Below are 12,202 nucleotides of genomic sequence, written 5' to 3' on the forward strand. Positions count from 1 at the left end.
TCGATGTAAAAATCAAACAATAACACATGAAGGAAGCGACAAAGGCATCAATACTGCTGGTGGAAGATGAAGAAAATCTCCAGGAAGCCCTGAAGCTGAACCTGGAGCTGGAAGGTTACGAGGTCACCGCAGTGGACAACGGCACTGCTGCTCTCAAAGCAGTAAAAAACGAATATTTCGATCTCATTATACTGGACATCATGTTGCCTGAAATGGATGGCATCGCAGTATGCGAAAACATCCGTATTCAGAATAATGAAATTCCTATCCTTTTCCTGAGCGCCAAAAACAGCAGCGCCGACCGCGTACTGGGCCTCAAAAAAGGCGGCGATGATTATATGACCAAACCCTTTAACCTGGAAGAACTCCTGTTAAGGGTGGAAAAACTCATCGTAAAAAATAAGAAGATCCAGGACAAAGACAGCGTACCCAACGTATACCGCTTCGGCGATAATGTAATCGACTTCGCCGCACAGGAATGCGTTGGTAAAGATGGTAAACACTATGAACTGAGTAAGAAAGAAGCCATGCTGCTAAAACTGCTCATCGAAAACAAGGGCGAAGTAGTTACCCGCGAAAAGATCCTCCAGGTGGTTTGGGGTTATAACGTATATCCTACCACGAGGACCATCGATAATTTTATCCTCAATTTCCGTAAATATTTTGAAGAAGATAGCCGGAACTCCCGCTACTTCCACTCCGTAAGAGGGGTAGGCTATAAGTTTACGGAAGCCTAGATACCAGGCATTTGGCAAATGCAGCAGTAGATAAGTATAAGCATCTTTGCTGTATTTGCTAAACGCTAAATGCTAATAGCAAACAGCCACTTTTCACCTTATTCTCCCCACTTTCCTGTAAAATCCGACCTCGTAGTAAATCCCACTTTATATTGGAGATTAATTAGCCGATATTTATTGCGCTTATAAGAGTAGAGAAGAAGTATACTTCCTATAAACCTAGTTAGTGGCACATTATACCGATATCGTCTTTGCTGCGGAGTGGCCCTTCTGGCTGTTTTTTTTGTTAAGTCTCGTTACCCTAATAGTATTTTTTACCCTGCGGGAAAGAAGAATCAGGAGAGCCTCAGCGAAAGAAATCACCAAGAACCATGCGTTGATTAACCTGGAACTCCATGCTTTCCAGGCGCAGATGGACCCGCATTTTATTTTTAATAGCCTTAACGCTATTCACCACTATATCCTTACCACCAGTACGGACATGGCTTCCCTTTATCTTACCCGCTTTTCCCGCCTCATGCGCCTCATGATCGGTAATTTCAATAAAGAATGGATCTCCCTCCAGGATGAACTGGATGCCCTGGAATTATATATACAGCTGGAACAGCTGCGATTTGATGAACAATTCGAGTACCAGCTCATCGTAACGCCGGAAGTAAACCGGCAGTTTACCCTCATCCCACCCCTGATCATCCAGCCCTATGTGCAATATGCCATCTGGCACAGGATCCTGCTACGCCCCGAGAAATCGGGCGGACTACTCCGGATCACCATCTCCAAAGAAAATGACCGGCTCCAGATCCAGCTGGAAGATAATGGCATACTGATCACCGAAATGCTGGACGGCACCGGCGAACGACAGGCTTCCGGTATCGATATCGCTTCGGAACGGCTTTATATGATGAGCGAGAAATATCAGATGCAGGCCAGTATAAAAGCCCTGCAGATGTATGATGAAGAGCGCGAACCCTCTGGCAACCGCCTTATTATCAGCATGCAACATGTAGCCGCCCGCCAATCCCTGGCCGGGTAGGCTTAAATTGGAAATGTCCGCTAAATTGCTTAATTTCTACATGGATTTAATAGAATCAATGACCATATACTTTCCTACAACAGTAAATCTGAAACTACCTTTCATAATCTGATCTCAAATGCGTACCATTATCGTGGACGACGAGAAGCATAGTCGGGATGCACTGCACATGATGTTAGAGAGGTATTGCCCGCACGTTTCTGTACAAGCCGTTTGCAGCAGTGGTCCTGAAGCCCTGACTGCCATTCATGAACTACATCCCGAACTGGTATTCCTGGATATTGAAATGCCGGGAATGGATGGTTTCCAGGTGCTGGAAGCCTGTGAATATCATTCCTTTGCCGTTATCTTCATTACTGCTTATGATCAATACGCCCTGCAGGCAATTCATCACAGCGCGTTAGACTATCTCCTGAAACCTATCGACAGCCAGGAACTGAAAGATGCGGTGGAAAAAGCCGGCTCCCAATCTACCCTCGTTACCGCGGGAAAAGTAGATGACCTCCTCCACTTTTTGCAACAGCACCTCAACCAGGACGAACGACTGGCACTGCCTACCTCAGATGGCCTGCGCATGGTAGTTGCGAAGAATATTATTTATTGCAGAGGCGCCGGCACGCAAACCCGGTTGCATTTACAGGAGCCGGAGAAGCCCGTGATGGTATGCCGCACACTTGTGGAAATGGAGCAATGGCTGGCCGATAAAGGATTTTTCCGCGTGCACAGCAGCTTCCTTATCAACCTGTCTTTTATGGAGAAATATATTAAAGGAGATGGCGGGGAGATCATCATGTCTGATGGCTACAGTGTGCCACTGGCACGGGATAAGAAACAGGATTTTCTGCAACGCATCGAAAGACTATAACCGTTTGATATAATTACAACTGATCCAGCCGTTTTTTCCATCGGCCAGTTCAATTTTACAGAAGTCGCGCGTGGCATCGGTGATACGCACTTTCATGCCCTCTCCCACCTCAAAAGCATCCTTGCTGTTTTCGTCTGGCGATGTTTTCGCCCGGATGTTACCATTCATTACAACTCCTGCTTCATGGTTATTGGACCACAGGTAAGTATCTACAGACATGACCAGGTATAACGCACACAATACTCCCAACACATAAGTGCCCCAGCGTAAAAATTTGTTTCTCCATCCGGGGATATATACATTGAGCATAACAGCGGCAATAAACAGCCAGAAAAAGAGGATGGTGCCTACTGCCCAGCCATTGGCTTTATGAAGATGTTGGAGCTGTAACCACCACTGCTGAAAAAATACCATCGGCAACTCTTCCACAAAACCATTCACTTTCTGATTAGCGATAGCGAGGTTATGTTTCACCGCAGCGTCGTTTGGCGACAGCTGCAGTGCTTTCTCATAGTTATAAACAGCCTGTCCGGTTTTACCTGCTTTATACCAGGCATTACCGGCGTTGAAGTAAAGTGCTTTCTGTGTATGACCTTCATCCAGCAACTGCTGATAAACCCTGGCGGCTTCTGTAAACTTACTCTGGTTAAAGAGCTTGTTCGCATCTTCAAACCGTTGTTGCTGATTCTGTAACGGCGTTTGTGCACGGCTCAGGGTAAAAGAGAGCAGGCATATAGCAGCCAATAATACCGGTTTAATTTTTCTGTAGTTCAGCATTTCGCCTTTCGTTAAGTAGTTAGTTCTTCAACGCATCTTCCAGGTTGGTGATGATGCTCACCGCCTGTTCGTATGTACCCTGCATTTTACGGTTATCCTGTCCGGGTGCATATAAGGCCACTTCACAATTATCGATCAGGGCAAACAGGTCGTGCGTATTGCTGCCGTTGATATGACGGGCGCTCAGCTTATCCTGTATCAGTTGTTTACTGAGATCGGCCATTGGGATTTTCAGTTTGGAACTGAGATACCCCCAAACGGCGCGGGAAGTTTCCTCATAAAATGCTTTGTCCTTCCCTTCTTTCAGATAGCGCGCGGCCAGTTCCAGTCTTTTCAGCGCTACCTTATTGGCATAGCGGTGTTTCAGCACAGCTGCATTGGTCGTGTTATAGTCCCTGCGGCGTTTGTAGAAAATAATCCCTGCGGCTATCAGCAGCGGTAATAACAGCAGGATGTAGAACCACGGGCTGAGAATAAACCAGCTGTGATTACGTGTCCAGTCGAGGATACCGGTTTCATTTTTCACCAGTTCATTTTTACCGGTGCCATAATCCTGTTTATCCTGCTTAATATGTTTGCCCTGTTCGATATGGATATCGAAAGGTTGGGAACGGAGTGTTTTATAGGTGTTGGCGACGGGATCGAAGTAAGAGAATTCTACTGCCGGGATGGTATGATCGCCGGCTTCCTGTGGCATCAGCACATATTCAAAAGTACGGCTGCCGGAAAGCGGGTTGCTGTTTTTTTCTATGTCGTCGGTTACTTTCGGATCATATTTTTCAAAGCCTGTAGGTGTTTCAACCTTAGGGGAATTCAGCAGGTTTACGTTACCCTGTCCGCTGATGGTAACCTTCAGGGTGAGGGCGTCATCCGTGGTCAGTTTCTTTTTGTCCACTACGGCAGTCATGTTAAATTTACCCACTGCGCCATTGTAGCTGAGGGGGCGCCCGTCAACCGGAACGGGTTTAACATTGATCTTTATCGGGTTGCTCTGAATTTTGTAGGGAACATCCTGGTATTCCACTTCCGGACGGTTAAAGAAATCATCAAAGAAAGGATCTCTGAATGCCGGGTCATTGAAGAAATCTTCAAAAGGATCCCTGCCTCTGCTGCCGCCTTTTTTGCTCACCATTTTCACAAGACGTACCTGGTTATCCACTTCTACAGGATCCAGTTCCAGGGCGCCTGATTGCAGTGGGAAAAGCAATGTTTTGCGGATGGTAAATACTTTATACGGAATGCCGTTTACCCTTTCTTCAGTAGCCTGTGGCGGGTTTGGCAGCTCAATATCTTTAGCGGAAAATCCTTTGAATGCGGGTACTTTGGTAACGCTGGAATTGGTAGGGAGACGGGTGAAAAGTTTATACGTGGCCGTTAGTTGCTCGCCTTCGTATAAATTGGTTTTATCTACTTCAACCTTCAGGAAAATATTCTTCTTTAGTTTTTCATTGATGTCTTCTCCTTTCTTCAGGATACCTTCCTGGATATCTTCATTACCACCGGATGGTCCGCGGTGTGGCGGATAGCCGGCAGAGGGAGGCGCCGCCTGCTGCTGTTGCTGTGCATTGCCTTTTCTGACTTCAATTAAAACCGGGTTTGATTTAACGATGTTTCCATTTACGCGGGCCTGGGCGCCAGCGATGGTAAAGCTGCCCACATGTTTGGGTTGCAGCAGGTAACTTAGTGCAATGTATTCAGACCGTTTTCCATTGAAAATAGATTGACCCTGCATTTGAGAAGGGCCCTGTAGTACTTCAAAATCCTTGAAACTGGGGGGAGTAAAGCTGGAGACGTTTACGCCGTTTTCCAGCATAAACTGGATCTGGAATGGTTCATCCTGCGTCACGGCATTATTGCTCACAGTGGTAGTAAAGCGGAATTCCTGTGCGTGGGCACAAGCTACCAGTCCTATACAAATCAAAATGGCGTAAATACACTTCCTTATGCAAAATCTGTACATCATAATTATGTCAACAAATTTAACCAAAGCCGCGCCGGAAGCGCTGTAAGGCCCCGTTAAAAGTTAGTTAAAACATTTTAATATGTTCTTATTTAGTTATCTGGAGAAAGAACAATTTCTACCCGCTAAAAAGCCAATATAATAAGATGTTTAAATATCTCCCAACATGGGTCTCAGTACAATTTCCTCAACAACTGTTTGTTTGGCCATTGTCCAGGCGGCCCATATTACGCTGGCAATATCTTCGGGGGGCATCATTCTGTCGGGCGGCGCGTCAAAGCCTTCCCAGGAAGCGGTTAAAGTAGGGCCCGGACTTACCGCCGAAACCCCGATGTAGTGCGACTTAAGCTCTTCCCGCAGGTTTTTTGTAAAACCGAGCAGGGCGTATTTGGTAATACTGTAAGCACCGCCGTTGGGGTATGCACGGTAGCTGGCAGTGGAACACATGTTAAAAATATATCCTTTACGCCGGGCGATCATAGCGGGTAATAATGCCCTGGTAAGATGATAAGCGCTGTATACATTCACCGCCATCATCTTTTCCAGTAGCCCCTCTTTTTCCTGGTGAAGGGCGCCCGGCACAAAAATACCGGCATTGTTCACCAGTATATCCACCTGCGGAAATGCTGCGTTAACTTTATCTGCAAAAGCCAGTACCTGTGCTTTATCTCCCATATCCACCACCTCTGCCAGCACGCTTACCGCCGGGTTTTTCCGCTGAATATCCGCTTTGGCCAAAGCCAGTGTATCTGCATGTCTCGCACAAATGGCCACATTAAATCCTTCCAGCGCCAGTTTTTCCGCTATAGCCTTTCCGATCCCCTTGCTGGCGCCCGTAATTACTGCATTCATAGTTTCTTTCATTAATGCAGTAAAATAAGGAATTTACTTTGAATACACCGGCGCCTTTCAACCATCTCTGAGGTATTTTGTACCTTTGCGCAGTCATGAAATACAAACATCTTTTCTTTGACCTGGACCATACCCTCTGGGACTTTGAAACAAATGAACAGGAAACTTTGCTGGAGCTGTACAACAGCCATGCTTTAGAGAGCAGGGGAATACCATCTTTTGAGGCGTTTTCCGTTTCTTATGTGGAGCATAATGAACGCCTGTGGGATCGCTTCCGCAAAGGATTTATCACCCGCCGTGAACTGCGCGATAAACGCTTCCGTCTTACGCTGATTGATTTTAAAATAGGAGATGAAAAACTGACCCAGAAAATCAGCGATGAATTCCTGGAAATACTGCCGTATAAAAAAGCATTATTCCCCGAAACAAAGGAAACGCTGGAATACCTGGCAGCAAAGGAATACCCCATGCACATGATCACCAACGGTTTCGAGGAAACACAGTTGCTGAAAATGAAAAATGCGGGGATTGATCATTATTTCACACATATCGTTACATCAGAAGTGGCGGGAAGCTTAAAGCCTTACCGGGAAATTTTTGATTACGCCATCGGCAAAGCCAATACCAGCGCTACAGAGAGTATTATGATCGGAGATGCAATGGAGCTGGATATCAAGGGCGCCCACGGTGTGGGAATGGACCAGGTATATTTTAACCCGGCTAAACCACCGGTGGATTTTCAACCTACTTATGTGATCGGGCACCTTCGGGAGCTGAGAAATATTCTGTAAAAAAGAAGGAGATGTGGATAACCGCATCTCCTTCTTTCTTTATTGTGCTTTCGCTTTTGTTTTGGTAGCGGCAGCCATTCTCAGGCTGGCGGTTTTAGACGGCTGCTGACAACAGCTTTTACCTTTGGCAGTAGTTTTACACGAGGCAGCGGAACAATCCTTTTTCGTTTTGGCAGCTGCTTTGGTTTTTTCCTGTGCCAGCGCTACGCCTGCTATCAGCAGTAATGCGGCTATACCGGTAAAAGCTTTCTTTATCATAATGATGCCGTTTAGCTATTAAAGATACTAGATTTTGGCAATAACTGTAATACCGCCCTGTACCACCTGTTCCAGCTGTACCGCTACTTCCGTACCGATAGGCAGGTAAAGATCCACACGGGAACCGAACTTGATAAAGCCCATTTCTTCATTCTGACCTACTTCCATGCCTGGTTTCAGGTAGTTCACAATTCTGCGGGCTAGTGCGCCGGCGATTTGTCTTACCAGGATATCCGTTTTACCGTTGCCGATTACCACGGAATGCCTTTCGTTTTCAGTGGAAGACTTTGGATGCCAGGCCACCAGGTATTTACCGGCGTGGTATTGCGACAGCTTCACGGTACCCCTGATAGGGTTCCGGTTTACATGCACGTTGGCAGGGCTCATAAAAATAGACACCTGTAAACGCTTATCCTTGAAATACTCCGGCTCATATACTTCTTCAATTACCACTACTTTACCATCGCAGGGAGAAACCACCAGCGAATCACCTGTTGTATATTGGCGGGAGGGAATACGGAAGAATGAAACGATGAACAGGAAGAACGCAATGGAGATAATGGATACCGTCCAGCACAGTGCCGGCGCGTTACCGAACCAATAAAATACTGCTCCGTTTATTAACGCCAGTACCAGGAATACAAGGGAAATGGTAGCAAATCCTTCACGATGGATCTTCATTGTTTTTTTATTAGATGATTGATTTATGTGTTTAATCTTGATGCGAAGTTACTTCAATTCAGTTTTTTTTCGCATACGAATGTTACGTTAGTGCATCATAAAGAACTGAACGTAGATCCAGGCGAAGGGAGCCGCCAGCAGCAGTGAATCGAACCGGTCCATGAAACCGCCATGGCCGGGCATAATCCGGCCGGAATCCTTCACGCCGGCCATCCTTTTCAGTTTGGATTCTATCAGGTCGCCGATGGTACCGAATATGGCGGCAATGAGGGCCAGCGCTATCCAGTGTTGCAACGCGAGGTACTGATAGCCCCAGAAGTGGCCATAAATGCCGGCAGTGGCTACCGCGAGGATCATTCCCCCTACTGTGCCTTCGATGGTTTTTTTAGGGGAAATAGCAGGGGCAAAAGGCGTGCGCCCTATCAGCGACCCTACTATATAAGCCATTGTATCGTTAATCCAGATGAATATGATGAGCAGTAAAGGAATAAGCCAGCCGGGAGCGGTACCTACGTTTTCCGGGGTATAGTGAATGTTGATAGCATTCATCCGGATATGGATCAGCAACCCAAACGGGATGATCACATACAGTAACCCGATAGCCGAGTAGCCGATATTCTTTAAAGAGAAATCTTTACTCATAAGCACTTCTCCCAAAGGCATCACCAACAGGAAAATAACGGCTGTCCACCAGCCGATAAGCCCGGTGGGGATGCCCCCTATCTGAAAATTATCTCCGGTAAAAGTAAGCAGGATGGCGGCTCCTGCAATGGTAGCGCCCCATTTATGCCAGGATGAAACACCGGCATAATCGGCATCTATTCCACGCAGCAACCTGAAATACTCCTGGAGGGCAAAACAGCCTATCAGGAAGAAAAGCAGGAAAAAAGTATAGTCGGCCCATAGGATCCCTCCCAGCATTACTGCCACAAACACAAGCGCAGAGGCAGTGCGGGTGAAAAATGTCTTCATTATGGTTATATCTGTTGATTAAGTTCTACCCGCAAAAGTGGATAAAAATACCCTACGGAGCAAATCCCGTTCAGGGAACTGCCGGGAGGGCGCCACCCGCGGGTGCTGTCACTTATTCTTCCCCTTCTATCTGGTTAGGATCGCCGGTAGGCAGATTGTTATGATTGTGCACCAGGTCTTTGGCCAATTTTTCCATCGATTCATGCACATACAGTTCCACCTGTCCCGGCAGGGTGATATTGTAAGAAGACGACTGACGGTTGAGCAGCACTGCCTCAATGTCATTATCCAGTAACATACCTTTTACTATTTCGGCTTCAAAGGGCCTGTCGCTCGAAAAAATTTTAACCCAGCCTTTTTCCATAATGATTGTTTTAGTGTCTTTTATTAAGATTACAAATTTTCGTCTGTTCCAATTTCGTCTACTTCTTCCCCATCTTTTTTACTCACCGGGTCTGTCATCAAGGGGGTTGATTTTTTACTTAACGCCCAAAACAGCCCAATGGTTACAGGAACGCTTAAGACAATATAATACCATGCCACGGGTGTGTTTTTCATGGGGTCATCCTTTATCATGCCGTGCTGGAAAAGGTACAGCAGGGTTACCTGCAGCCCGTTGTTCAGGATATGTGCGAAGATGCTTAACCACAGGTTGCCACTGATAACATAGATAGCGCCCAGTGCAAAACCCATTAGCACGCGGGGCAGAAAACCCAGCATTTCGCCATGGATGGCGCTGAATAAGATAGCAGTGATAAATACACTCAGCCATACCTTCCCGGTAGCTTTAATAATGAGCCGTTGTAAAACGCCGCGGAAAAACAGTTCTTCCGCAATAGCCGGTACAATGGCTACCAGTACCAGGTTGATGAAAAGATCCTTCAGGGTAGGCATCTTCAGCATAACGCCCAGCAGTTTTTCCGCCATATCCTGGAGGTCACGGGCTGATTGGGAAATCGGCCAGGTTTCGTTCCATTCACCCAGGAGGCTGGCTAAGGGCAAACTACCGTACATGGCCAGCAGCGCCAGTATAACCTGCAACCCGCCAGGCGTTTTAAGCCCCAGGTATTTCAGCGGATAAGGCTGCCACAGGTAGGCAAAAAGCGCCGCTGGTACAAAGAAGGCGACTACGGTATAAAGGAATTGTGTTATTTTCAGATAGCCGATCGAGTTAGGGTCTGTAAGCGTACCGGTTTGGAGCGCTTCCAGCGTTTGACCGGTAACACCCGGCGTAATCGCCTGAAGCGCATAAAGGTACAGGGCAAAGAACCCAAAGGAAAAGCCCAGGAAAGAGACAAACTGCAATGAAACGGGCGACTGCTTCAGATAACCGGACATAAGAAGATACTGTATTTTTTTTGCGTAAATTTACAGCGCGAAATTAAGTTTTTGCAGATGCTTACCGCTTACCGCAACTGCTGAACGATAGCCGTTACTGCAAAGAAATCCTGCTTGTAAAAGAAATAGTATATAAAATATTAAAATAATAACTCCGGCAAAAGCTGCTGTGGTTATATAAATTATGGTGAAGATAGGAAATATTGAATTGGGAGAATTCCCTTTATTACTGGCGCCCATGGAAGATGTGAGCGATCCGCCTTTTCGTGCGGTGTGCAAGGATAATGGGGCCGATCTCATGTATACAGAGTTCATATCTTCGGAAGGACTGATACGTGACGCCATCAAAAGCCGCAAGAAACTGGATATTTTCGACTACGAACGTCCGGTAGGAATCCAGATTTTCGGCGGAGATGAAGAGTCCCTGTCGCTGGCCGCGCAAATTGTGGAAGCCACTAATCCTGATCTGCTGGATATCAACTTCGGCTGCCCGGTTAAAAAGGTAGCCTGTAAAGGCGCCGGCGCCGGCATCCTGAAGGATATTCCTAAAATGGTAAAACTTACGGCCGCCGTAGTAAAGGCAACCAGGTTGCCGGTAACCATTAAAACCCGCCTCGGCTGGGACGACGACACCAAAAATATTGAAGACGTAGCGGAAAGGCTCCAGGATGTAGGAATCAAAGCCCTTACCATTCATGGCCGTACACGTACTCAGATGTATAAAGGCAGCGCCGACTGGACCCTCATCGGAAAAGTAAAAAACAATCCGCGCATACAAATTCCTATCTTTGGTAACGGTGACATATGTACGCCGGAACAGGTAATTGCTGCCAGGCAGAAATATGGCGTGGATGGTGTTATGATCGGAAGAGCCGCCATCGGCTATCCATGGATTTTCAGGGAGATCAAGCATTTTATGAAGACGGGCGAACATTTACCCCTGCCAACTGTTTTGGAAAGAGTAGAAGTTTGCAAAAAACACCTTCACCAGTCAGTTGCCTGGAAAGGTGAAGTAGTAGGCATACTGGAAATGCGCCGGCATTATACAAATTACCTCAAAGGTTTGCCGCATATAAAGGAATTCAGACAACAATTAGTAACTTACAATACATTAGCTGAGATTGAGGAAGTACTAGACGCGGTTGTGTTACAATACAAGGACCATATATTCGAGAGGGCCGCTCCCCAATTAGCTGCACACGATTTTCTGCCGGCTGATAATGAAATGGCCGGTTGTAACGTTTACGGATAAACGGATTACCCCAGGATATAAAAAAAATAAAAATTACTTTCACATGACCACAATTAAAAATCTGAAAAATGAAGTCTGGAAAGACTTACAGATTAAAAACAAATCTGCCCTGCGTAAAAAATACGCTGTTTCAAACATGGGGAGAGTGATCAGTTATCATGAAAGTACCGAAGATGGTAAGCTGCTCACGGGGTCTACCGTAGAAGGCTATACGGTATTAAACGTAAAGCCTGCAGATAGCTACCAGTCACTCTACCTTCACCGGGAAGTGGCGAAACTTTTCAGCAAAAAAGGAGGACGGGCACATAAATATGTGATACACCTGGACTACGATAAAAAGAATAATAAAGCCTCCAACCTCCAATGGGCCACCAAAGAGGAAATGGAAGAACATCAGCAAAAAAGCCCCGCCAAGCTTGCCTATAAGGAAAAGCAACGCAACCGCGTGAAAGGACTCAAACTGAATGTTACCAAAGTAAAGAGCATCAAACGCCTGCTGAATAAACCCGGCAAAAAAACAATGAAGCAAATCGCTGAACAGTTCGATATCAGTGAAATGCAGCTCTACCGCATTAAAAGCGGTGAAAACTGGGGGCACGTTACACTGGATTAAAGCCTGGTTTACCAGGACTGATCATATATGATGTTGTCTGACAATGGCCATACCAACCGTATGGCCATTGTTA

Annotated in this window: 14 protein-coding genes; 6 read left to right on the forward strand and 8 right to left on the reverse strand. The window is 46.3% G+C overall.

Going from position 1 to position 12,202, the window contains the following annotated elements; translation table 11 throughout:
* Positions 1 to 26: 26 nt before the first annotated feature.
* The 3 genes from B5Z18_RS21505 (at position 27) to B5Z18_RS21515 (ending at position 2,635) form a co-directional block, all read left to right on the forward strand.
* Entirely contained in the window at positions 27 to 737 is a 711-nt protein-coding gene (locus B5Z18_RS21505) for a response regulator transcription factor (RefSeq protein WP_079471554.1), read from the forward strand.
* A gap of 226 nt (positions 738 to 963) precedes the next feature.
* Positions 964 to 1,770, forward strand: a complete 807-nt coding sequence (locus tag B5Z18_RS21510; protein ID WP_079471555.1) for a sensor histidine kinase — start codon at positions 964 to 966, stop codon at positions 1,768 to 1,770.
* Positions 1,771 to 1,888: 118 nt separating this feature from the next.
* A complete protein-coding gene (locus B5Z18_RS21515; protein WP_079471556.1) occupies positions 1,889 to 2,635 on the forward strand; it encodes a LytR/AlgR family response regulator transcription factor in 747 nt (248 codons plus the stop codon).
* On the opposite strand, the gene B5Z18_RS21520 is transcribed toward B5Z18_RS21515, so the two are convergent.
* The 3 genes from B5Z18_RS21520 to B5Z18_RS21530 all read right to left on the reverse strand — a co-directional run bounded on the left by B5Z18_RS21520 (position 2,630) and on the right by B5Z18_RS21530 (position 6,224).
* Entirely contained in the window at positions 2,630 to 3,412 is a 783-nt protein-coding gene (locus B5Z18_RS21520; RefSeq protein WP_079471557.1) for a tetratricopeptide repeat protein, read from the reverse strand. The two genes, B5Z18_RS21515 and B5Z18_RS21520, sit on opposite strands and share 6 nt — an antisense overlap.
* 19 nt (positions 3,413 to 3,431) lie before the next feature.
* Positions 3,432 to 5,375, reverse strand: coding sequence for a BatD family protein (locus tag B5Z18_RS21525; protein ID WP_079471558.1), 1,944 nt, complete (start codon positions 5,373 to 5,375; stop codon positions 3,432 to 3,434).
* Positions 5,376 to 5,522: 147 nt separating this feature from the next.
* A complete protein-coding gene (locus B5Z18_RS21530; RefSeq protein ID WP_079471789.1) occupies positions 5,523 to 6,224 on the reverse strand; it encodes an SDR family oxidoreductase in 702 nt (233 codons plus the stop codon).
* 95 nt (positions 6,225 to 6,319) lie between these two features.
* On the opposite strand from B5Z18_RS21530, the gene B5Z18_RS21535 reads away from it, so the two are divergent.
* Positions 6,320 to 7,015 (forward strand): YjjG family noncanonical pyrimidine nucleotidase, encoded by a 696-nt coding sequence (locus B5Z18_RS21535; RefSeq protein WP_079471559.1) that lies wholly within the window; start codon positions 6,320 to 6,322, stop codon positions 7,013 to 7,015.
* A gap of 39 nt (positions 7,016 to 7,054) precedes the next feature.
* On the opposite strand, the gene B5Z18_RS21540 is transcribed toward B5Z18_RS21535, so the two are convergent.
* The 5 genes from B5Z18_RS21540 to B5Z18_RS21560 form a co-directional block, all read right to left on the reverse strand.
* Complete coding sequence (locus tag B5Z18_RS21540; protein WP_079471560.1) at positions 7,055 to 7,273, reverse strand: hypothetical protein; 219 nt, start codon at positions 7,271 to 7,273, stop codon at positions 7,055 to 7,057.
* A gap of 27 nt (positions 7,274 to 7,300) precedes the next feature.
* The gene (locus B5Z18_RS21545; protein WP_079471561.1) at positions 7,301 to 7,954 is read right to left on the reverse strand and encodes a phosphatidylserine decarboxylase family protein; all 654 of its coding nucleotides are present in this window, start codon (positions 7,952 to 7,954) and stop codon (positions 7,301 to 7,303) included.
* A gap of 87 nt (positions 7,955 to 8,041) precedes the next feature.
* Entirely contained in the window at positions 8,042 to 8,926 is an 885-nt protein-coding gene (locus B5Z18_RS21550; RefSeq protein WP_079471562.1) for a phosphatidate cytidylyltransferase, read from the reverse strand.
* 112 nt (positions 8,927 to 9,038) lie between these two features.
* Positions 9,039 to 9,290: a putative signal transducing protein gene (locus B5Z18_RS21555; protein WP_079471563.1), complete on the reverse strand. Its 252-nt coding sequence runs from the start codon at positions 9,288 to 9,290 to the stop codon at positions 9,039 to 9,041.
* Positions 9,291 to 9,319: 29 nt separating this feature from the next.
* Positions 9,320 to 10,264, reverse strand: coding sequence for a type II CAAX endopeptidase family protein (locus B5Z18_RS21560; protein WP_079471564.1), 945 nt, complete (start codon positions 10,262 to 10,264; stop codon positions 9,320 to 9,322).
* Positions 10,265 to 10,448: 184 nt separating this feature from the next.
* Here B5Z18_RS21560 and dusB point away from each other — a divergent pair, with 184 nt between their 5' ends.
* Both dusB and B5Z18_RS21570 read left to right on the forward strand, forming a co-directional pair.
* Entirely contained in the window at positions 10,449 to 11,516 is a 1,068-nt protein-coding gene (gene dusB / locus B5Z18_RS21565) for a tRNA dihydrouridine synthase DusB (protein WP_079471565.1), read from the forward strand.
* Between the two features lie 43 nt (positions 11,517 to 11,559).
* Entirely contained in the window at positions 11,560 to 12,129 is a 570-nt protein-coding gene (locus B5Z18_RS21570; RefSeq protein ID WP_079471790.1) for an NUMOD4 domain-containing protein, read from the forward strand.
* The last annotated feature ends 73 nt before the right edge of the window (positions 12,130 to 12,202 follow it).

Origin of the sequence: Chitinophaga ginsengisegetis (assembly GCF_900168065.1) — a bacterium.
Taxonomy (GTDB): Bacteria; Bacteroidota; Bacteroidia; order Chitinophagales; family Chitinophagaceae; genus Chitinophaga; species Chitinophaga ginsengisegetis.

Bases quoted from the DNA above. Each gene is read 5' to 3' on its own strand.
- B5Z18_RS21505 (WP_079471554.1), top strand. From the start codon at position 27: ATGAAGGAAGCGACAAAGGCATCAATACTGCTGGTGGAAGATGAAGAA.
- B5Z18_RS21515 (WP_079471556.1), top strand. From the start codon at position 1,889: ATGCGTACCATTATCGTGGACGACGAGAAGCATAGTCGGGATGCACTG.
- B5Z18_RS21520 (WP_079471557.1), bottom strand. From the start codon at position 3,412: ATGCTGAACTACAGAAAAATTAAACCGGTATTATTGGCTGCTATATGC.
- B5Z18_RS21525 (WP_079471558.1), bottom strand. From the start codon at position 5,375: ATGATGTACAGATTTTGCATAAGGAAGTGTATTTACGCCATTTTGATT.
- B5Z18_RS21530 (WP_079471789.1), bottom strand. From the start codon at position 6,224: ATGAATGCAGTAATTACGGGCGCCAGCAAGGGGATCGGAAAGGCTATA.
- B5Z18_RS21535 (WP_079471559.1), top strand. From the start codon at position 6,320: ATGAAATACAAACATCTTTTCTTTGACCTGGACCATACCCTCTGGGAC.
- B5Z18_RS21540 (WP_079471560.1), bottom strand. From the start codon at position 7,273: ATGATAAAGAAAGCTTTTACCGGTATAGCCGCATTACTGCTGATAGCA.
- B5Z18_RS21545 (WP_079471561.1), bottom strand. From the start codon at position 7,954: ATGAAGATCCATCGTGAAGGATTTGCTACCATTTCCCTTGTATTCCTG.
- B5Z18_RS21550 (WP_079471562.1), bottom strand. From the start codon at position 8,926: ATGAAGACATTTTTCACCCGCACTGCCTCTGCGCTTGTGTTTGTGGCA.
- B5Z18_RS21555 (WP_079471563.1), bottom strand. From the start codon at position 9,290: ATGGAAAAAGGCTGGGTTAAAATTTTTTCGAGCGACAGGCCCTTTGAA.
- B5Z18_RS21560 (WP_079471564.1), bottom strand. From the start codon at position 10,264: ATGTCCGGTTATCTGAAGCAGTCGCCCGTTTCATTGCAGTTTGTCTCT.
- dusB (WP_079471565.1), top strand. From the start codon at position 10,449: ATGGTGAAGATAGGAAATATTGAATTGGGAGAATTCCCTTTATTACTG.
- B5Z18_RS21570 (WP_079471790.1), top strand. From the start codon at position 11,560: ATGACCACAATTAAAAATCTGAAAAATGAAGTCTGGAAAGACTTACAG.